This window comes from Streptosporangium nanhuense (assembly GCF_059358815.1).
This window is the reverse complement of sequence record NZ_JCADBG010000008.1, coordinates 136,068-155,738: the sequence shown is the minus strand read 5'-3', so window position 1 is coordinate 155,738 and position 19,671 is coordinate 136,068. Positions and strand designations below refer to the sequence as shown.

At 71.1% G+C, this 19,671-nt stretch carries 14 protein-coding genes; 5 read left to right on the top strand and 9 right to left on the bottom strand.

Annotated elements, in window-relative coordinates; genetic code table 11:
- The first annotated feature begins 56 nt into the window (after positions 1-56).
- Positions 57-890, top strand: coding sequence for a DUF4352 domain-containing protein (locus AC5L38_RS17595; RefSeq protein WP_495243877.1), 834 nt, complete (start codon positions 57-59; stop codon positions 888-890).
- Positions 891-1,094: 204 nt separating this feature from the next.
- On the top strand, positions 1,095-2,666 hold the full coding sequence (locus tag AC5L38_RS17590; protein ID WP_495243876.1) for a hypothetical protein: 1,572 nt from the start codon (positions 1,095-1,097) through the stop codon (positions 2,664-2,666).
- 70 nt (positions 2,667-2,736) lie between these two features.
- Here the strand turns inward: AC5L38_RS17590 and gatB are convergent, their stop codons facing one another.
- The 9 genes from gatB to AC5L38_RS17545 form a co-directional block, all read right to left on the bottom strand.
- On the bottom strand, positions 2,737-4,242 hold the full coding sequence (gene gatB / locus AC5L38_RS17585; protein ID WP_495243875.1) for an Asp-tRNA(Asn)/Glu-tRNA(Gln) amidotransferase subunit GatB: 1,506 nt from the start codon (positions 4,240-4,242) through the stop codon (positions 2,737-2,739).
- Between the two features lie 45 nt (positions 4,243-4,287).
- On the bottom strand, positions 4,288-4,857 hold the full coding sequence (locus tag AC5L38_RS17580; RefSeq protein ID WP_495243874.1) for a hypothetical protein: 570 nt from the start codon (positions 4,855-4,857) through the stop codon (positions 4,288-4,290).
- Complete coding sequence (locus AC5L38_RS17575) at positions 4,854-5,942, bottom strand: AAA family ATPase (RefSeq protein WP_495243873.1); 1,089 nt, start codon at positions 5,940-5,942, stop codon at positions 4,854-4,856. Before AC5L38_RS17575 ends, AC5L38_RS17580 begins: the two co-directional genes overlap by 4 nt.
- A 60-nt stretch (positions 5,943-6,002) precedes the next feature.
- Entirely contained in the window at positions 6,003-7,493 is a 1,491-nt protein-coding gene (gatA, locus tag AC5L38_RS17570; protein WP_495243872.1) for an Asp-tRNA(Asn)/Glu-tRNA(Gln) amidotransferase subunit GatA, read from the bottom strand.
- On the bottom strand, positions 7,490-7,789 hold the full coding sequence (gene gatC / locus AC5L38_RS17565) for an Asp-tRNA(Asn)/Glu-tRNA(Gln) amidotransferase subunit GatC (RefSeq protein ID WP_329085297.1): 300 nt from the start codon (positions 7,787-7,789) through the stop codon (positions 7,490-7,492). The genes gatA and gatC overlap by 4 nt, the downstream gene beginning before the upstream one ends.
- 556 nt (positions 7,790-8,345) lie before the next feature.
- Positions 8,346-9,809, bottom strand: coding sequence for an AAA family ATPase (locus tag AC5L38_RS17560; protein WP_495243871.1), 1,464 nt, complete (start codon positions 9,807-9,809; stop codon positions 8,346-8,348).
- 26 nt (positions 9,810-9,835) lie between these two features.
- Entirely contained in the window at positions 9,836-11,917 is a 2,082-nt protein-coding gene (locus tag AC5L38_RS17555; protein WP_495243870.1) for a putative bifunctional diguanylate cyclase/phosphodiesterase, read from the bottom strand.
- Between the two features lie 139 nt (positions 11,918-12,056).
- Positions 12,057-14,237, bottom strand: coding sequence for an NAD-dependent DNA ligase LigA (ligA, locus tag AC5L38_RS17550; protein WP_495243869.1), 2,181 nt, complete (start codon positions 14,235-14,237; stop codon positions 12,057-12,059).
- Between the two features lie 141 nt (positions 14,238-14,378).
- Positions 14,379-15,383 (bottom strand): methionine synthase, encoded by a 1,005-nt coding sequence (locus tag AC5L38_RS17545; protein WP_495243868.1) that lies wholly within the window; start codon positions 15,381-15,383, stop codon positions 14,379-14,381.
- A 301-nt stretch (positions 15,384-15,684) separates the two neighbouring features.
- Between AC5L38_RS17545 and AC5L38_RS17540 the strand changes: the two genes are divergently transcribed.
- From AC5L38_RS17540 to AC5L38_RS17530, 3 genes are all read left to right on the top strand, one after another.
- The gene (locus AC5L38_RS17540; protein WP_495243867.1) at positions 15,685-16,917 is read left to right on the top strand and encodes a S8 family serine peptidase; all 1,233 of its coding nucleotides are present in this window, start codon (positions 15,685-15,687) and stop codon (positions 16,915-16,917) included.
- A 147-nt stretch (positions 16,918-17,064) separates the two neighbouring features.
- Entirely contained in the window at positions 17,065-19,284 is a 2,220-nt protein-coding gene (locus tag AC5L38_RS17535; protein WP_495243866.1) for a serine/threonine protein kinase, read from the top strand.
- Entirely contained in the window at positions 19,284-19,643 is a 360-nt protein-coding gene (locus AC5L38_RS17530; protein WP_495243865.1) for a YbaB/EbfC family nucleoid-associated protein, read from the top strand. The genes AC5L38_RS17535 and AC5L38_RS17530 overlap by 1 nt, the downstream gene beginning before the upstream one ends.
- Positions 19,644-19,671 lie beyond the last annotated feature (28 nt).

Sequence of the window (19,671 nt, the reverse complement as noted above, 5' to 3'; positions counted from 1 at the left end):
TCATCCAAGTGGACATCCAGGGCGTCCCCTATGCACCTTTAGCCCCAGGAGCACCGATGGCGAATCAGCACGGCCCGCAGGATCCGCACCAACGACCGTACGGGCAGCCACCACCCCCGCAGAGCGGCTACTCACAGAAGTACCAGCAGCCCTACGGCCAGTCCTATCCGCCACCCGGTCACGGATACGAGCAGCCCTATGGCCGGCCTTACCCACCACCGGGTGGCGGATACGGACAACCGCCGCGCAAGCCGGGCAAGGGGGCCGCGTTCTGGCTGCTCGTCGCCTGCGCTCCCGTCCTGTTGCTGTTCGGCTGCGTCGCGGCCGTCGTGAGCGTCAGCGACGACACCACGGTGACGACGCGAAAAGACCGGCCGACCGCCGCCCAGTCGGCTCCCGTCGCGGAAACCGAGGCCAAGACCGAAGCGGGAACCGAGAAGGCGCCGACTCAGGAGCCGGAATCCGGACCCGCGACGGCGGCCGTAGGTGGCACGATCAGCCTGAAAGGCATCGACTCCGATCTCCAGGTCGCCGTGACCCTCGAAAAGGTCGTCGAGAACGCGACACCGAAGGTCGACTTCCTCAAGCCGAAAGACGGAAGTCGCTTCTTCGCGATCCAACTGACCCTCGAGAACACGGGCCGGAAGGCATACAGCGACAGTCCGTCCAACGGCGCCATACTGATCGACACCGAGGGCCAGCAATACAGGTCGACGTTCGGCGACGTACAGGAAGGCGTCTCGTTCGCCGGTTCGGTCACGATGAGCAGCGGCGACAGCCGTAAGGGGGTCATCGTCTTCGAGGTGCCCAAGACCACGAAAATCGAGAAGCTTCAGTTCGCACTGGACAGCGGGTTCTCCGATCACAAGGGCGAGTGGCTGACCAAATAGAAATATGTCTCCAATGCGCCGATCCTGCAGAAAAATCCTCCAAACGGGATCGGCGCGTTCATCGAAGCGCTGTCGGCATCGGGAACCGTGGTCCACGGTTCCTGCCATCAGCCCCGGCGGGGTGGCCCGTGATTGCGGTCCGGACTCCCGATGGGTCATCATGGCGGGCATGACCTACAGGAAGGGCGGCCACCGCCCCGGCCGGTGAACCCCGGCACCTGGAAGCTGGGCGACGATCCCCTCGGCGATCGCCCCACCTTCCTCGCTCACGCACTCGCGATGTCCCTGCGGTACGGCCCCGGCCCGTGGCCCGAGGAGGCCTACCGGCTCCCCGACGACCAGCCCCGCCCCACCGGCGACAAACCGTTCATCAGCAGCGTCGTCATGGACGGCATCCAGAGCCATCACTTCGGCGTCAAGCCGGACGACGACGCCGTCATCGAGATCGCCGACCTGGTCGGCAGGCTCGTCACCGACGACCCGGCCCGCGACGATCTCCTGCGGCTGCACGATCGGCTCGGCACAGTATCGGCACTCGGTATCGCCGACGGTCTCATCGACCAGATCCGGCGACGGCGCCTCCCCCGTGACCGAATCGGCGAGGTCGGACGGCATCTGGCCGAGCACGGCACCCGCCGCGACGCCGTCAAGATCGGCCTTGTGCTGCTCGGCGCCTGCGGGGACGAGCGGGACCGGGAGCTGCTGCTCCTGCTCGGCACGCTGGAGGAGCTCACCCTGTACGCGGTGGTGGCCCTGCGGCGCACCCAGCCCGACCCTCAACATGCCACCTACGAGCTGGCCCGCCGAGTGCGGGGCTGGGGGCGTATCCACGCGGTGGAACGGCTCAAGGGGTGCGACGATCCGCAGATCAAGGACTGGCTGCTCCGCGACGGTTTCCGCAACAGGATCATGAACGAGTACCTGGCCCACCTCGCGGCCACGACCGGCGACCTGTACTCGGCCCTGCTGGAACCGGACGTCGACGACGCCCTGCTCGACGGCGCCGCGGACATCCTGGCCGCCCTGGCACTGGGCGGCCCGGCCGAGGACATGGGCGACTACGCCGACGCCGTACCGGCCATGCATCGCCTCGCCGACCTTCTCACCGACCGGCGGGCCACGCTCGGCAGGCTGGACGCCGTACTGAGAATCCTGACCTTCCTGCGCCGGCCCGGCGACGATTCGGCCTGGTCCCCGGACACGATCGCGCGACTCCGTCATCGCTACGAGGAACTCGTCGTGCGACCTCGGTGGAACGACCTCGTGCTGGAGTGCCTGGCCGATCCGCATCATGCCGATTTCAGCCGCGCGATGTGGGCCGCCGACAGGCTTCGCCTACAGGTGGTCCCGCAGATCGTCGCCCGCCTGGACACCGATCCGCTGGACGAGTCCGCCTGGCACCACGCCTTCGGGCTCGCCACCGCCGAGGAGGCCGAACAGCTCGTCGACCTGGCCCAGCGCCTCCTTCCCCTGGCCGGCCTGGCCGACGGGCCGGGGGAACACCTCGGCATCGGCGAGGAGTACAGGCCGGATCGAGCGCTGGAGTCCGTCGTGGGTGGGCTGAAGGCATTTCCCGGCGTCGGGCCGGCACTGATCGACGTGGCGCTGCGCAACCGGGTCACCAGGGTCCGGCGCGCGGCCCTGGCCACGCTGACCGCCTGGCCGGCCTCAGCCGTACCGGACGAGGCGAGAAATTGGGTGAGGCGGGCGGCATCGGTGGAACCGCACGAGGAGACCAGAACCGAAATGATCGATTTCATTCGACGCCGAGGCTGACGCCGTCCGGGCGGGTACAGGCCTCCCGGGAGGCCCTTCGCGCGGGCTCCCGGGAAACCTGGGGCGTGGACTATCCGGAGACGCCGAGGCGCTCCAGGATGAGCTCGCGGGCGCGGCCCGCGTCGGCCTTGCCCCTGCTGGCCTTCATGACGCCGCCGACCAGGGCGCCGACGGCGGCGACCTTGCCGTTGCGGACCTTGTCGGCCGCGTCGGCGTTGCTCGCCAGGACCTGGTCGATGATCTCCATCAGCTCGCCCTCGTCGTTGACGATCTGCAGGCCGCGGGCGGCCACCACCTCGTCGGGAGAGCCCTCGCCGTTCAGCACGCCCTCCAGCACCTGGCGGGCCAGCTTGTCGTTCAGCGCTCCCCCGGCGACCATCGCGCACACCCTGGCGATCTGGTCGGGGGTGATGCTCAGCGCGCTCAGCGGGAGACCGGCCTCGTTGGCGCGGCGGGCCAGCTCGCCCATCCACCACTTGCGGGCGTCCGCGGGCGGGGCGCCCGCGGCGACCGTCGCCTCGACCAGGGCGATGGCGTCGGCGTTGTGCATCGCCGCCATGTCCAGGTCGGACACGCCCCACTCCTGCTGGAGCCGCTTGCGCCGCGTGCCCGGCAGCTCGGGCAGGGCGGCCTTGAGCTCGGCGACCCACGCCGGGTCGGGGGCGATCGGCACCAGGTCGGGCTCGGGGAAGTAGCGGTAGTCCTGCGCCTCCTCCTTGGACCGTCCCGAGGTGGTGGTGCCGGTGTTCTCGTGGAAGTGGCGGGTCTCCTGGATGATCCGGCCGCCGTCGGCCAGGATCGCGGCCTGGCGCTCGATCTCACCCCGCACGGAGCGCTCGACGCTGCGCAGCGAGTTGACGTTCTTGGTCTCGGTGCGGGTGCCCCACTCCGAGGAGCCGCGCGGCATGAGGGAGACGTTCACGTCGAAGCGCATGGAGCCCTCCTCCATGCGCACGTCGGAGACGCCGAGGCCACGCACCAGCTCGCGCAGCTCGATGCCGTACGCGCGAGCGACCTCGGGGGCGAGCCTGTCGGTCCCCGGGATCGGCTTGGTGACGATCTCCACCAGCGGGATGCCCGCCCGGTTGTAGTCGACGATCGAGTAGTCGGCGCCGTGGATGCGGCCGGTCGCGCCACCGACGTGGGTGGACTTGCCGGTGTCCTCCTCCAGGTGGACGCGCTCGATCTCGATCCTGACGGTCTTGCCGTCGACCTCGACGTCGAGGTAGCCGTCGAAGCAGAGCGGCTCGTCGTACTGGCTGATCTGATAGTTCTTCGGCATGTCCGGATAGAAGTAGTTCTTCCGGGCGAAGCGGCACCACTCGGCGATGGAGCAGTTGAGCGCCAGGCCGATGCGGATGGTCGCCTCGATCGCGGCGGCGTTCGCCGTCGGCAACGAGCCGGGCAGCGCCAGGCAGACCGGGCAGACGTGCGTGTTCGGCGGGGCGCCGAACGTGGTCGGGCAGCCGCAGAACATCTTCGACGCCGTACCCAGCTCGACGTGCGTCTCCAGGCCCAGCACCGGCTCGAAGCGCTCCAGCGCCTCGTCGTACGGCATCAACGTCTCAGCGCTCATCGTCGCTCACCACTTCCTGCTTCATGGAAGACGTCATAGAAAACGTCATAAATAACCAAGTCCCTTCAACGCGTTCCTCGTCTCGGCCACCCAGTTCGCGTAGGCGGGCACCTGGGCCAGAACGGCGAGATCGATGTTGCGTCCTATGTACTCGAAGTAGTCGCGGGCCGGCTTGCCGCGCCGGGGGACGGTCGTGGCCAGCACCCCGGCGGGGTCGGAGATCCTCTCGACGTCGCGGGGCCGCGCCGGCAGCCTGCTGAGGTCGCTGCCCTCCAGTTTCGCCCATGCGGCGGGGTCGGCGAGCAGCCAGCCCTCCGTCTCCCCCAGCCCGATCACCGGCACCAGGTAGTGCGAGTGGTAGCGGACGCCGTCCCTGCGGCGGCGCTCCCGCTCGTCGTCGTGCGTGAAGAGCAGGTGGCAGTCGGCCGCGAGCTCCTCCAGCGCGGTGACCAGGTGCTCCCGGTCGCAGGAGACGACCTCCGTCGCCTCGACGTCGACGGCGTACGGCGACATCCAGGTGAGCTCGCGCAGCTGCCTGGAGATCACGATGCCGAGGAAGCCCTCGTCGGCCTCCCCCTCCGCGATGAGCCCCGGGACCAGCGGCCGGCTGCTCATGCCGCCGCGCCCAGGTACTTGCGGACCTGCCGGGGCGAGACGAACGTGCCCGGCTCGCCGTCCGGCTGGATCGGCTTGGCCACGGTCACCCGCGACACCCGGTCGTTGTCGGGGTCGACGCGGACCGCGGTGTCGAGGAAGGTCAGCGCGTCCGGCTCGGTCCGGTATACCTCCGCGACGACGATCGGGGACTGGCTGGTGAGGATGAGCTGCCGCAGCGGCTCAGGCCCCCCCGGCGCGGTGATCCGGCGGCGCACCCGCCGGAGCAGCTCGCCGAGACGGGCCGGGTGGACGCCGTTCTCGATCTCCTCCACCAGCAGCGTGCCCGGATGATCGGGATCGTGCAGGGCGGCGAGCAGGCCGAGGATCCGCAGGGTGCCGTCGGACAGCAGCGCCGCCGGGACCACCCCCTGGCCGTCGACGAGCAGGTCGAAGGAGCACTCGCCGCGCTCGACGCGCGGCAGCAGCCCGACGACGTCGGGGACCACCCCCGCGAGATCGGCCGCGAGGTCGGCCAGCGCCTCCGTACCGGCCATCCGCCCGAGCACCGCGGCCAGGTTCGAGCCGTCGGCCGCGAGCGGCCCCCGGTCGGCCGAGGGACAGCGGCGGCGCATCGCCGCGGGCGACGGCGAGTAGCGGCGCCACGACTGGACCGTGCGAAGAGGCGTGCCCTCGGGGTCGGGGTCCTCGACCATGAGCTCCAGCAACTCCTCGGGGATGCGCTGGACCGCGTGGCTGACGACGGCCCCGCTGGACCTGGGGATCTTCAGCACCATCTCCGCGCCCACGTCGAACCTGATCGGCACCACCGAGCCCGGCTCCGGGGTGACCAGCGCCTCCACCGAGACGACGAACCCGGGCACCGCCGAGCCGTGGGCGACCCGGTGGAACTGCTCGCCCGGCAGCCCGCGGGTCGCCCCGAGCAGCCCGCCGGAACCCTCGATCTCGGCCGCCACGAACCCCACGGCGTCGAAGAGGTTCGACTTGCCGCTCGCGTTGGGGCCGACCAGCGCGAGGAAGGGCGGCACATCGAGATCGAAGCTCAAGAAGGACTTGAACCCGTCGATCTCGATACGAGTGATCATGCCGCCGTTCTCCCTGTCACCTGTCGCCCCCTCGCCCTCGCCCCGAACCCCGGAAAAGCCTTACAGCTCCGGGGCTTGAGACAGCAGGTCGCCGCCCCACCGGCTCCGCAGGGCCCTCTCCACCGCCGCGCCGACCCGGTAGCAGCGGTCGTCGCCGAGCACCGGGGCCATGATCTGCAGGCCGACCGGCAGGCCGTCCTCGTCGGCCAGGCCGCACGGCACGGAGATGGCCGCGTTGCCCGCCAGGTTGCTCGGGATGGTGCACAGGTCTGCCAGGTACATCGCCATGGGGTCGTCGGCGCGCTCGCCGATCGGGAACGCCGTGGTGGGCGTCGTCGGCGAGATGAGCACGTCCACCTGCTGGAAGGCGGCCTCGAAGTCGCGCGCGATGAGCGTGCGGACCTTCTGCGCCTGCCCGTAGTAGGCGTCGTAGTAACCGCTGGACAGCGCGTACGTGCCCAGGATGATGCGGCGCTTGACCTCGGGGCCGAAGCCCTGGGCCCGGGTCAGCGCCATGACCTCCTCGGCGCTGCGCGTGCCGTCGTCGCCGACGCGCAGGCCGTAGCGCATGGCGTCGAAGCGGGCCAGGTTGGAGGAGCACTCCGAGGGGGCGATGAGGTAGTACGCCGGGAGGGCGGTGGTGAACGACGGGCAGGAGACCTCGAAGACCTTCGCGCCCAGCGACTCCAGCAGCTCCACGGTCTCGTTGAAGCGCGCGAGCACGCCCGCCTGGTAGCCGTCGCCGCCGAACTCCTTGACCACGCCGATGCGCAGCCCCGCCACGTCGCCGTTGCGGGCCGCCTCGACGACCGAGGGCACCGGGGCGTCGACGGAGGTGGAGTCCATGACGTCGTGCCCGGAGAACGCCTCGTGCAGCAGCGCCGCGTCGAGCACGTTGCGGGCGAAGGGCCCGGGGGTGTCGAGCGAGCTGGCGAAGGCGATCAGGCCGTAGCGGGACGAGCCGCCGTAGGTCGGCTTCATGCCGACGATGCCGGTGACCGCGGCGGGCTGGCGGATCGAGCCGCCGGTGTCGGTGCCGGTGGACAGCGGGGCCTCGTACGCGGAGACCGCGGCCGAGGAGCCGCCGGAGGAACCGCCGGGGATGCGGGTCAGGTCCCACGGGTTGCGGGTGACGCCGTACGCCGAGTTCTCGGTGGAGGAGCCCATCGCGAACTCGTCGAGGTTGGTCTTGCCGAGGATCACCAGCCCGGACTCGCGCAGGCGGCGGGTCACGGTCGCGTCGTACGGCGGCCTCCAGCCTTCGAGGATCCTCGACCCGGCCGTGGTCGGCATGTCCCGGGTGGTGAAGACGTCCTTGTGCGCGATCGGCACCCCGGCCAGCGGGCCGAGCTCCTCGCCGGCGGCCCTGCGGGCGTCGACGGCGCGCGCCTGCTCCAGGGTCGTCTCGGCGTCGACGTGCAGGAAGGCGTTGACCTTCGGCTCGACGGCGGCCATCCGGTCGAGATGGGCCTGGGCGACCTCGACGGCGGAGACCTCTCCGCTCGCGATCAGCGCGCCCAGGTCGGCGGCGGACTTGCGGACGAGGCTCATGCTTCCTCCCCGAGGATTCGCGGGACGCGGAAGCGGCCGTCCTCGACCGCGGGGGCGCCGGACAGCGCCTCCTCCGGCGTCAGGCTGGGCCGCACCTCGTCGGGGCGGTAGACGTTGGTGAGCGGGAGCGCGTGCGAGGACGGCGGGATGTCGTCGGCCGCCACCTCGGCGACGCGGGCGACCGCACCGATGATCACATCGAGCTGGGCGGCGAAGTGGTCGAGCTCCTCGTCGGCCAGCGCCAGCCTGGACAGCCGGGCGAGGTGAGCGACCTCGTCGCGGGTTATGGCGGACATGAGTCGTTGAACCCGTTTCGTGGAATGGCAATTGGACACTGTCATCCTATGGCTCGCGACCTGAGGGTCCCGACTCATTAACACTGCCGCAACCAAGCGAAGATCTCTCACTCCCGGCGGCCGGCCCGCCCCTGGATCACCTCCGGGCCGCCCTCGGACCGTCGAACCCGGAGAAAGCGGCCCCGAAGCCCCCGGCACGGGCCCGGACGGGCCCGCGCTCACGTCCACGCGGACCCGCGATCACGCTCACGCGGACCCGCGATACGTCCCACGGTCTCCCGGCCGCCCCGGCCCATGCGAGAGATCGTTTTCCGGCGCGAACCCGGCGACGCCCCGAGAGGGCAGCCGTACCCGGCGGTGGAGACCGCCCCCGCGCTCTGGTCCGGACCGCCGGTTCTCACCGGCTTCAGAAAGATCATCGGCCTCGTCGCACCCCGAACAAGGCGAGGAGCGTACTTCGACGAAGTACGCTCCTACTTCCACTGGCGATACTATCGCGCGCGATAGTATCGCCAGTGGAAGTATTCCGGCCAAAGGAACCATCCGAGAACCCCTGTTACGCGTACAGATCGGACAGCCCGATCGTGCGGACGTCACTCTCGGCTCGAAGTGTCGGCTCGAATCCGGCGGCGCTGTAACAGGCGAGCACGGTGTTCCGGGTGTCATACCCCTTCTGGGCAAGCAGTTCTTTCGCGCGGCGCAGCTTATCAACATGCCGTTTCCCCATGACATCTCCCCATTTGGCCTCCCCCAAGGACAACACTTTGCGTGGCTCGCCCGGGATCGCGGGAGCGAACACTACGACGTCCACCTGAATCTGGGTTTTCCTGACGGGATCGGTCAGGGTTCCCGCCCCGACCTCACCCGGCAGGCCACCGAAAACGGGTTCGACGAGAGCGAAGTGCCGACACAGTTCCTCGAAGTGCGGCCCCATGATCTGGGACTGGAAACGTGCTTTCGCGTCCGCCCAGACGAGCCGGGCGCGCCCGCTCTCCAGCAGTCCCCATCGAGGGCGCATGACGACCTGATAGAAGTTGATCAGAGGTTCCGCTATCCGATAGACCGAGCGACCCGGGTGAAAGATGTCCGGCTCGCGGCGGAGCAGGCAACTGTCCTCCAGGACGTTGAGGTGGTGGCCGATGTCACTGGTTTTACGTCCGATGTAGCTCGCGATCCCGCCCCGGACGTTGTTTCCTGCGGCGACGGAGGCCAGTACGGAGTGATAGAGCGCGGTGTCGCGAATGTCAGTCTCCTCCTCAAGGAGGTAGCGCGCCTCGCGGAACAGCGGCGTGCCCGGGTCCAGGACGGTGCGCACCACCCAGTCGTCGAAGTCTTCGGAGGACGTGGGCACGTCCCCGTTGAGGAATCGAAGGTAGGCGGGCGTCCCGCCGACCACCGCGTGGACCCGGGCGGAGAGCGCGGGATCGCTCAGCTTCCAGTATTTGGCCGCGAGTGGATAGTCGAAGGGTCTTATGACCAGTTCAAGGGTCGCGCGACCACGCAACGGCGCGTCTCCTGACAAGAGCCCGCCCATGACCGACATCGCGGAACCGCACAGGAGGAACGACAGACGCCCGCCGCGCGAGATCGCACGATCGATCTCCCTCTGCACGATGGACGGCAGGGCGGGCGACACCTTGCTCAGGTAAGGGAACTCGTCGATCACCACAGGCCGGCCCGACTCGTCGGCGATGGCGAACATCTGGGTGATCGCCTCGTCCCAGCTGGCGAATCTGGTCAGGACGGGGCTTCCCGTGTGGTTCCACAACGCGGTCGAGAACATGCTCAGCGCCTCGGCCTCCGTCGCCTCCGTCGCGCTGAAGTAGAAGCCGCCCATCTCGCGGGTCAGCGCCTCAAGCAGGAACGTCTTGCCCTGCCGACGACGGCCGCTGACCACGCCGAACTGGACGGATTCGGCGCCCCGCGCGGCGAAGGACGCGAGGTGGCGCCACTCGAATTCCCGGGCGAAGATCCTGTCGGGCTTGGGGATCAAGGCGACCTCCAACACATAGAAGTACACTTCTGCGAAGTGTACTTCTATGTGTCTCACGCCCTCTGGGGGTCGAGGATCTCGGCGCGGCGCAGGAAGCCGAGGTCGTGCGTGGCGAGAGCTCGATGTTTGCGCAACCATACGGTCGCGTCGGCGGCGGACATGGGTTCGGCGAACAACCAGCCCTGCCCCAGGTCACAGCCCATGTCGGCCAGGCGTTCGGCCACCTCCGCCGACTCGACGCCCTCGGCGACCGAGCGCAGGCCGAGGGAGCGGACCAGGTCGACGATGGAGCGGACGATCCGCTCGTCGTCCTTGGACTCGCCGATGCGGCGGACGAAGGAGGAGTCGATCTTGACCTCGGCGACCGGCAGGCGCTGCAGGCGGACCAGCGAGGAGTAGCCGGTGCCGAAGTCGTCCAGCGCGAGCGGCACCCCCAGCGCGGTCAGGGCCCGGACGGCTCCGTCGGTGTAGGCCTGGTCGGTCATCAGGATGCGCTCGGTGACCTCCAGCTGGATCGCCTTGGGCGGCAGCCGGTAGCGCGCCAGCCCCTCGCCCAGCTGGTCGGAGAGGGCGCAGTCGAGGAGGTCGCGGGCCGAGACGTTGACGGAGATCTGCTCGTGCAGGCCGGTGTGCCACCAGTGGGCCGCCTGCTCCAGCGCGGCGTCGATGACGTACCCGGTGAGGTGCCGCATCAGGTACGACTGCTCGGCCATCGGCACGAACTCGCCGGGGGGGATCATCCCCCGCTCCGGGTGGCGCCAGCGCAGCAGCGCCTCCACCCCCCGCACCTGCCCCCCGGCCAGGTCGAGCTTGGGCTGGTAGTGCAGCCGCAGCTCGGAGCGGTCGATGGCCCTGCGCAGGTCGCCGAGGAGGTTGAGCCGCTCGGGACTGTTGCGGTCCTTGTCGGGGGAGTAGATCTCCACCCCGGTCCTGCCCTCCTTCGCGAGGTACATCGCCACGTCGGAGCGCTGCAGGAGCATCTCGAAGTCGGGCGCGTGGTCGGGGTAGATCGCGATGCCGAACGAGGCGTCCAGGTCGAAGCTCATGCCCTCCAGCCGGACCGGCTCGGTGATCGCCACCCGCAGGCGCGCCGCCACCTCCCTGGCCGCCGCGGCGTCCCTGACCGAGGGCAGCAGGACGGCGAACTCGTCGCCGCCGAGCCTGGCCACCACGTCGCCGGGACGGACGCTGTGGGTGAGGCGGTGGGCGACCAGCTGCAGGAGCCTGTCGCCGACCGGGTGCCCGAGGGTGTCGTTGATCTCCTTGAACCGATCGAGATCGAGCAGGAACAGGCCGACCCGCTCGCCGTCGCGCGCCTCGGCGAGCGCCTCCTCGGTGCTGAGCACGAGCATCTTGCGGTTGGGCAGCCCGGTCAGCACGTCGTGCGTCGCCTGGTGGTCACGGCGGACCGACATGGTGGCGGTGAAGTAGACCGCCACGATCGGCGCCAGGAACAGCGGCACCAGGGCCGGCGAGTGGTTCATCACCACCACGACGAGGGGGGCCAGGCCGAGCAGGCCGGCGTAGACGAGGCTCTGGTGGCCGATCGTGGTCCTGATCACCCGGTGGATCGACCTGCGCTCGTGCAGCGCCACCGCGCCGGAGACCAGCAGGGCCCGGACCACGAAGTAGGTGAGCCCGGCCAGCCCGATCGCCAGCAGGTCGGAGCCGTCGGGCACCCAGGAGGTCACCGCGACGGACCGGTCGCCGAACAGCCCGAGCACCAGCCCGGCCGCGCCGCAGGCCAGCGTCACCTGCGCGATGTTGAACATGACCCGATGGCTCGCCTTGCGGGTGACGGCCCCGTTGACGACCATGGCCACCGCCTGCAGCAGCACGGCGACCGGCAGGCCGTAGTGGAGCAGCGCGGCGAAGGTGAACATGGTCGACGGGTAGGTGCCGCCCACCGTCATCGACGACGACAAGACCACCGGTCGCAGCTCGCCCAGCACGACCAGGGTCGCGAGCATCCAGAACAGCGGGCTGCGGACGAGCTCCGCCGCCTCGGCCACGTCAATGCCCAGCACGGACACGACGAGCGCGGTGAACCCGATCGTGATGACGGCGGCGAGGTAGGCCCACAGGGGCGTTCCGGGTCGCGGTCCGGTGTCGCGGGTGTCGGTTGGGTCGGCCATGAGTAACAAAACCCCCATTAGTTCATTATGGGAGAGTACGGCCTGCGGGCCACTTCGCGAAACCGATTGCGCACGTTCCGTCACTGACAATTCGCACGTTTTCAAGACACAACGCTTCGAGGCACCGGCGGGACGGCCCCTACTCCTCGGGTCTGACCGTCTTCTCCGAGGCCGCCTCGGGCCCCTCGTCCAGCAGAACCCGCAGGCCTTCCTCGTCGAGGATCGGCACGCCGAGCTTGACCGCCTTGTCGAACTTGGAGCCGGCGTTCTCCCCCACCACCACGAAGGAGGTCTTCTTCGACACCGACGCCGAGACCTTGCCGCCCCGGCCCGCCAGGGCCTCGCCCGCCTCGTCGCGGGTGAAGCCGGCGAGGGTGCCGGTCACCACGAAGGTCAGGCCCGCCAGGGTCTGCGGGAGCTGCTCGGCCGGGGGGTCGTCGACCATCCGGACCCCGGCGTCCGCCCACCGGTCGACGATCTCCCGGTGCCAGTCGACGGTGAACCAGTCGTGGATCGCCGCGGCCACGCGCGGGCCGACGCCCTCGACGGCGGCCAGCTCCTCCTCCGTGGCGTCCCTGATCGCGGGGATCGAGCGGAACTCGTCGGCGATCGCCTGGGCCGTCGGGGGGCCGACGTGCCGGATGGAGAGCGCGACGAGCACCCGCCAGACCGGCTGGTCCTTGGCCTTCTCCAGCTGCTCCAGCATCTTCTCGGCGTTCTTGCTCGGCTCGCCGCTCTGGTTGGCGAAGAAGGTGACGACCTTCTGCTCGCCGCTCTCCGGATCGGTCTTGGGCAGGCCGGTGTCGGGGTCGCGGACCACCGACCTGATCGGCAGCAGCTGCTCCATCGTCAGGTCGAACAGGTCCGCCTCGGTGCGGACCGGCGGCTCCTGCGGCGGCAGCGGCTGGGTCAGCGCGGTGGCCGCCACGTAGCCCAGCCCCTCGATGTCGAACGCCCTGCGCCCGGCCGCGAAGAAGATGCGCTCGCGCAGCTGGGCGGGGCACGCCCTGGTGTTGGGACAGCGCAGGTCGGCGTCGCCCTCCTTCTCGTACGCCAGCTCGGTGTCGCACTCCGGGCAGCGCCGCGGCATCACGAACTCGCGCTCGGTGCCGTCGCGCAGGTCGGCGACCGGGCCGACGATCTCGGGGATGACGTCGCCCGCCTTGCGCAGCACCACGGTGTCGCCGATCAGCACGCCCTTGCGCGCCACCTCGGAGGCGTTGTGCAGCGTGGCCCGCTCGACCGTGGAACCGGCCACGACGATCGGCTCCATGACGCCGTACGGGGTGACCCTGCCGGTGCGGCCCACCGCGACCTGGATGTCGTGGAGCTTGGTGTTGACCTCCTCCGGCGGGTATTTGTAGGCGATCGCCCAGCGCGGGGCCCGGCTGGTGGAGCCCAGGTTGTTCTGCAGCTCGATGCGGTCGACCTTGACCACGACGCCGTCGATCTCGTAGGCCGGGTCGTGGCGGTGCTCGCGGTAGAACTCGATGAAGGCGTTGATGCCGTCGAGGTCGTCGACGACCTTGTAGAGGTCGCTGACCGGCAGGCCGAACCCCTTCAGCCGCTCGTAGACCTCGGACTGGGCGCGGGGCGCGGTGGCGCCCTCCCACTTGCCGATCCCGTGAACGATCATGTAGAGCGGCCGCTGCGCGGTGACGCGCGGGTCCTTCTGCCGCAGGGAGCCCGCGGCGGAGTTGCGCGGGTTGGCGAACGGCGCCTTGCCCGCCTCGACCAGCTGCTCGTTGAGCTTCTCGAACTCCTCGACGGGGATGTAGACCTCGCCCCTGACCTCCACCACGTCGGGCACGTCGTCGCCGGTCAGGCGCTGCGGGATGTTGGCGATCGTGCGGACGTTGGCCGTCACGTCGTCGCCGACGCGGCCGTCGCCCCTGGTCGCCCCCCTGGTCAGGCGGCCCTTCTCGTAGAGGAGCGCGATCGCCAGGCCGTCGATCTTCAGCTCGCACAGGTAGGGCGCGGGGTTCCGCTCGGCCAGCCGCTCGGCCCGCGCCTGCCAGGAGGCGAGGTCGTCGGCGTTGAAGGCGTTGTCGAGGCTCTCCATCCGCTGCAGGTGCTTGACCGGGGTGAAGTCGCTGGAGATCGGCGCGCCGATCTTCTGGGTGGGCGAGTCGGGCGTGCGGAGGGCCGGGCTCTCCTCCTCCAGCTCGCGCAGCTCGCGCATCCACCCGTCGTACTGGGCGTCGCTCACGGTGGGCGAGTCGAGCACGTGGTAGCGCCAGTTGGCCTCCTCGACCAGCTCGGTCAGCTCCGCGTGCCGCTCCAGCGCCGCCACCGGCACGCCCTCGACCTCAGCGCCCATCGCCCGCTTCTCCCATCGTCGTCGCCCAGGACAAACGTATCTTCGGGCACCGACAATGTGACCCCGCCATTGCCCCGAGTTGGACAAGCCCTCGCCGCTCCCGTACGACACCGGCCCGGCGGTGCGCGGGGCCCGTACGGATCACTCGCCGGGCTCGTCCTGCAGCACCCGGGTGGCCTTGCGGCAGGCGGCCAGGGCCGCCCTGGCGTAGGCGGGCGAGGCCCCGGCCAGGCCGCAGGCGGGGGTGAGCACGACCTGCGAGGCCAGGGTCGAGGAGGGGAAGCCGAGGCGGCGCCAGAGCTCGACGGCGGGCCCGGCGACCACGTCGACGTCCGGGATCCTGGCGTCCACGCCCGGTACGACACCGAGGAACAGCGCGGTCCCGGCCTCGACGGTCTCGCCGATCGCGTCCTCGTCGCGCCTTCTCATGAGGTGGGCGTCCAGCGAGACGCCCCCCACGCCCGCCGTGCGCAGCACCCCGAAGGGCACGCCGGGGGCGCAGCAGTGCACGACCGTGAACGTCCCGGCGGGGAGCACCGCCCCGAGCCGGTCGGCGACGATCTGGCGGTCGACGGCGGCCAGCCGCCCGAAGCCCGAGGCCGTCGGCACCGTGCCCGTCAGGACGCCGGGCAGCCCCGGCTCGTCGAGCTGGACCACGATCTGCGAGGCGCGCGGCACCCTGCGGCGCACGTCGGCGACGTGCGCCGCGAGCCCCTCGGTCAGGGAGTCCACCAGGTCGCGCACCGCTCCCGGGTCGGCGAGCGTCTTGTCGCCGTACCGGAGCTCGATCGCCCCCGCCAGCGTCCACGGCCCGCACACCTGGATCTTGAAGGGCCCCTCGTACCCCTGGGCCACCTCCTCCAAGCCGTCGAGGTCGCGTACGAGATGGTCGCGGGCGCGCTTGGAGTCGCGGCCCGGCCTGTCGGCGAACCGCCAGCCCGACGGCTGCACCTCGACGGGCATCTCCAGCAGGAGCGACGCGGTGCGCCCGATCATGTCGGCGCCGACGCCGCGGGCGGGCAGCTCGGGCAGGTACGGCAGCGCGGGCGACTCGCCGAAGGCGACCCTCACCGCCTCCGCGTGGTCCTCCCCCGGATGCGACCCGATGCCGGTCGCGGTCGCCTCGCCCCATGGGTACTGGCTCAAAGACTGCTCCTGGTCTCGCGGGCTCGTGGTCTCGCGTCGGGACGCGGGCGGAACGTGAACGGAATCCACCGGTGTCTGCCCGGCTCGCTCGCCCGGACCAGCTTATGACCGCCGGATCGCGCCTCCGGCCGGGAGAATCCCGCGGCACCGTGACGGCACGCGATCAAGCTGAGTAGGGTGCTGCCCGGTATTCACCCGATTTCTGGGGCCTCGTCGCCCCGGAGGCGTCTCGGCGCGGGGGCCGTTTCGCCCGGGGGCCGTTGGTTCTGGGTCGTTCTGGGGGCGTTTCGTGATCGGTCGAATGCTCGTCACGGTACTGGTACTGGCGGCGGTCGCGGCGCCACCGGCCGTGGCCGGGGTGAAGGCGGGAGCGGCGGCCGGGGCGGAGGCCACGGGAGCCGCCGCGCCGGTGGAGGCCAGGACGGCCCTGGCGGGGGCGGGGGCCGGGGGGACGGCCGCCGCGCCGGCCAGGTGCAATCCCGAGCGCGGTACGACCAGCATCGGGGAGTCCTGGGCCCAGCGGCGGCTCAGCCTGCCCGAGGTGTGGGAGCTGACCAAGGGTGCCGGGGTGACCGTCGCGGTCGTCGACAGCGGGGTGGACAGCAGGCACCCCCAGCTGCGAAGGACCCGTTCGGTCGACCTGACCGGCTCCGGGGCGCGCGACTGCCTCGGCCACGGTACGGCGGTGGCGGGCATCATCGCGGCGGCCGCGATGAAGGGGGTTCCCTTCACCGGGGTCGCGCCGCAGGCGAGGTTGATCTCCATCAAGCAGACCGAGGACGGCACCGGCGACGTGGCCCGGCTGGCCCTGGCCATCGTGCGGGCCGCCGAGCTGGGCGCCGACGTGATCAACGTGTCGGTCGAGGCCCGCGACCAGGCCGACCTGCGCAACGCGGTCAACTACGCCCTCGCCATGGACGCGGTCGTGGTGGCCGCGGCCGGCAACGTGCAGAAGGAGGACGGCAGCCCGGGGCCCGCCTACCCGGCCGCCTACGAAGGGGTCCTGTCGGTCGGGGCCGCCGGTCCCGACGGGGTGAGGGCCGACTCGTCCAACGCCGTCACCCCGGTCTCCGTCCTCGCCCCCGGCAAGAACGTCACGAGCACCTGGGCCGGGCGGGCCTACCGGGAGGACCTGGAGGGCACCAGCTTCGCGGCCCCGTACGTGGCCGGGGTGGTCGCGCTGGTCCGCGCCCGGCACCCGGAACTGGACAACGTGCGGGTACGGCGGCGCGTCGAGCTGACCGCCGACGGCGGCGCGGGGGCGGGCACCGGGGCGGGGATGGTCAACCCGCTGCTGGCGGTCTCGGCGATCCTGCCGTCCGAGCAGGTGGCGCTCGCGCCGCGCCAGCCGGCCCCGCTGCCGGGGAACGCGGTGCGGCCGGCGCCTCCCGAGGATTCCCGGGCCGTCTCGATCTCACTCTGGGTCGCACTGGGGGCGCTCACCGTGGGCGTTTTGGTCACCGTGGCGGGCATCGCCGTCCCGATGGGACGCCGGAGAGGCTGGCGGCCCGGCTCCGTCGAGAACCAAACATGACAAACGTATTAAAAACCCGTTCTAGTGCGTCAAATTTGGTTGGATGGTGCCCGATTAGCTTAAAGCGGCTTTATTGACAGCTGTGCTGGAAGGAACGCAATGGGGTATTTGCACCCATTACTGCCTGAAGATCCCAAGCGTATCGGCGTGCACATCCTGGTCGGCCGGCTCGACCCGGATCCAGGACACGCCGTCTACCTGGGACATCTTCCCGACGACGACACCATCCGTGTCATCCGCCTCCTGGCCGCCGAACCGGAGGCCCCCGATCCCCGGGTGCGAGAGCGGATCACGAACGAACTGCACGCCGCCAAGCGCGCGTCCGGGGCGCACACCGCGAGGCTGCTGGAGGTCGGCTGGTTCGACGACCGCCCGTACGTGGTCCGCGAGCACATCGAGGGGCCCACGCTGCGGCAGGCCGTGGCCGAGGACGGCCCGCTCACCGGTGACGCGCTGGAGCGGTTCGCCGTCGGCACGCTCACCGCGCTGACCGCCCTCCACCTGTCCGGCCTCGCCCACGGGTCGCTCACCCCCGACACCGTGCTGCTCGGCCCGGACGGTCCCCGCGTCTTCGACATCGGGCTCGACCCCGTCACGGGCGAGCGGGAGCCGGACTACCGCGCTCCCGAGCACATCCGCGAGGAGGTCGCCTCCTCCGGGTCCGCCGCCTCGGCGCCGGAGGCGAGCAGGCCCGCGGACCTCTTCGCCTGGGCGGCCACGGTCGTCTACGCCGCGACCGGGCGGCCGCCCTTCGGCGGCCGGCCGGAGAAGGTCCTGGAAGGTCCCGCGGACCTGACCGGCCTGCCCGCGGAGCTGCGGCCCGTCCTCGCCTCCTGCCTGGACAAGCGATCGCAGGAGCGCCCGGACACCAGGGCCGCCATGCTGCGCCTGCTCGGTGAGGCCGAGGCCGCGGACGCGCCGGTCCCCCTCCCCGGCGCCGCCGCACCTCTGCCCGGCCTTGTCTCCGGCACCGTCTCGGGTGCCGGGGTCCCGGACGGCGGGATCTCGGGTGGCGGAACGGGCGTCGGCACGGGGGCCGTCGGCGGGAACGACGTCCCGGCGAACGGGAACGCCCCCGGCGCGGCCGTACCGCGACAGGCTGAACCCTCGACACCCGCGACACCCGCGACGTCCGTCTGGGGAGCTCCGCAGCTTCCCCAGGGCGCGTCCCCCGTTCCCGGGGCCCCGGAGCCCGCGAAGGCCGCCGGGAACCGTCCGAGGACGGGCAACTTCTCGATGGCGCTGGCCGCCTGCGTCGGCGTGATCGTCCTGCTCTCCGGGCTGGGGCTGTGGGCCGCCGGGCGGTACACCGCCCTGAGCGAGCTGGAGCGGGCCTCCGCCGACGGCGCGATCCCCGAGGTGTCGCTCGGGCTGGCCGACCAGTCACGGGACGAGCCCCAGGGACAGGACCCGGTGCAGAACACCGGGGACAACCCCACGGGCAAGGTGACCGTGCCCTGGGGGACGACGCCCGATCCCCAGGTCCCGGAGGTGGGGCCGCTGCAGCTGCCCAGCGACGCCCCCACCGCCCTGCCCCAGGTCCCGACCATCGGCGCGTACACCAATCCGCCGGTGCCGGTGCCGACGGCGCCGCTCACCACGGCCCCGACCGCGCCCGTGGCTCCGACTCCCACGACCGGGGTGCCCTCCGCCGCCGCGTCCACGACGGCGGCCCAGCCGACCCCGACCCCGTCGTTGACCGTCCAGCCGGAGGCGCCCCCGACCGGGACGCCGACCCCGATCCCGAGCCCCACCCCCACCCCGGCCCCGCCGGGCACCCCGACGCCGACGCCGACCCCGCCCCAGGGAACTCCCGGCCCGACCCCCACCCCGACTCCGACGCCCACCCCGACCCCGACGCCCGCCCCGGCCAAGCCGTCCTTCAAGCCCTCGCAGACCGCGAGGCCCTCACAGACGGCAAGGCCCACGCGGACCCCCAAGCCCTGGCAGACGGCCAAGCCCTCGCAGACGGCCAGGCCGACGGTCCGGCCGTCCACGCCCGCGACCGTACGGCCGTCGTTCTCCCCGCCGCCGGCGCAGCGCGCCAACCCCCACACTCCGGAGAAGGTTTGCGGGCTGAACTACTCGGTGCAGCGACAGGCACCGTTCCAGGGGGGGACCATCTACCAGCTCTTCAACAGCGTCACGAAGAACACCTGCGTGGTCGCCCTGAAGAGTGTGGACGTGGGCGTCGCGTCCCCGGTCTGGGTCACCCTTGAGGTCAAGGGCGGCCCGACCAAGACCGACCGCGGCAACTACGAGTACTACGCGGGCCCGGTCGTCCTCCCCGCCCAGGGCAAGTGCGTGCGCTTCAACGGCGGCAGCCCCTCCGGTTCCTCCGCTATCGACTGGGGGAACTGCAAGTAATGCGCGACGAGCGAGAGCCCTCGCGGGGCATGTCCCGCGAGCCGTACTCACCGACCGGTGATCCGGAGACGGACCGGCTTCTCAGCGTGATCGGGGAGCAGACGAGCCGGATGGAGGAGGTCGGCCAGGGCCTGGCCGAGGCCAGGGGACGCGGCGAGGCGGCCGGCGGCCACGTGTCGGTGGAGGTGCTGACCAGCGGCTCGCTGGCGGCCCTCCACATCGATCCGCGCGCCCTGCGCCTGGGCTCCGAGGCTCTCGCGGAGGCGATCCTGGCGGCCTCGGACGAGGCCGTCAGGGACGCGGCCGAGCAGGCGAGCACGCTGCTGAACTCGCTCCTGGAGGACCCCTTCAGGGGGTGATCCCGGGTACGAGGTCGTACGAGGTCCG

Bases quoted from the DNA above. Each gene is read 5' to 3' on its own strand.
- AC5L38_RS17555 (WP_495243870.1), bottom strand. From the start codon at position 11,917: ATGGCCGACCCAACCGACACCCGCGACACCGGACCGCGACCCGGAACG.
- gatB (WP_495243875.1), bottom strand. From the start codon at position 4,242: ATGAGCGCTGAGACGTTGATGCCGTACGACGAGGCGCTGGAGCGCTTC.
- AC5L38_RS17575 (WP_495243873.1), bottom strand. From the start codon at position 5,942: ATGATCACTCGTATCGAGATCGACGGGTTCAAGTCCTTCTTGAGCTTC.
- AC5L38_RS17595 (WP_495243877.1), top strand. From the start codon at position 57: ATGGCGAATCAGCACGGCCCGCAGGATCCGCACCAACGACCGTACGGG.
- gatA (WP_495243872.1), bottom strand. From the start codon at position 7,493: ATGAGCCTCGTCCGCAAGTCCGCCGCCGACCTGGGCGCGCTGATCGCG.
- ligA (WP_495243869.1), bottom strand. From the start codon at position 14,237: ATGGGCGCTGAGGTCGAGGGCGTGCCGGTGGCGGCGCTGGAGCGGCAC.
- gatC (WP_329085297.1), bottom strand. From the start codon at position 7,789: ATGTCCGCCATAACCCGCGACGAGGTCGCTCACCTCGCCCGGCTGTCC.
- AC5L38_RS17540 (WP_495243867.1), top strand. From the start codon at position 15,685: ATGCTCGTCACGGTACTGGTACTGGCGGCGGTCGCGGCGCCACCGGCC.
- AC5L38_RS17530 (WP_495243865.1), top strand. From the start codon at position 19,284: ATGCGCGACGAGCGAGAGCCCTCGCGGGGCATGTCCCGCGAGCCGTAC.
- AC5L38_RS17580 (WP_495243874.1), bottom strand. From the start codon at position 4,857: ATGAGCAGCCGGCCGCTGGTCCCGGGGCTCATCGCGGAGGGGGAGGCC.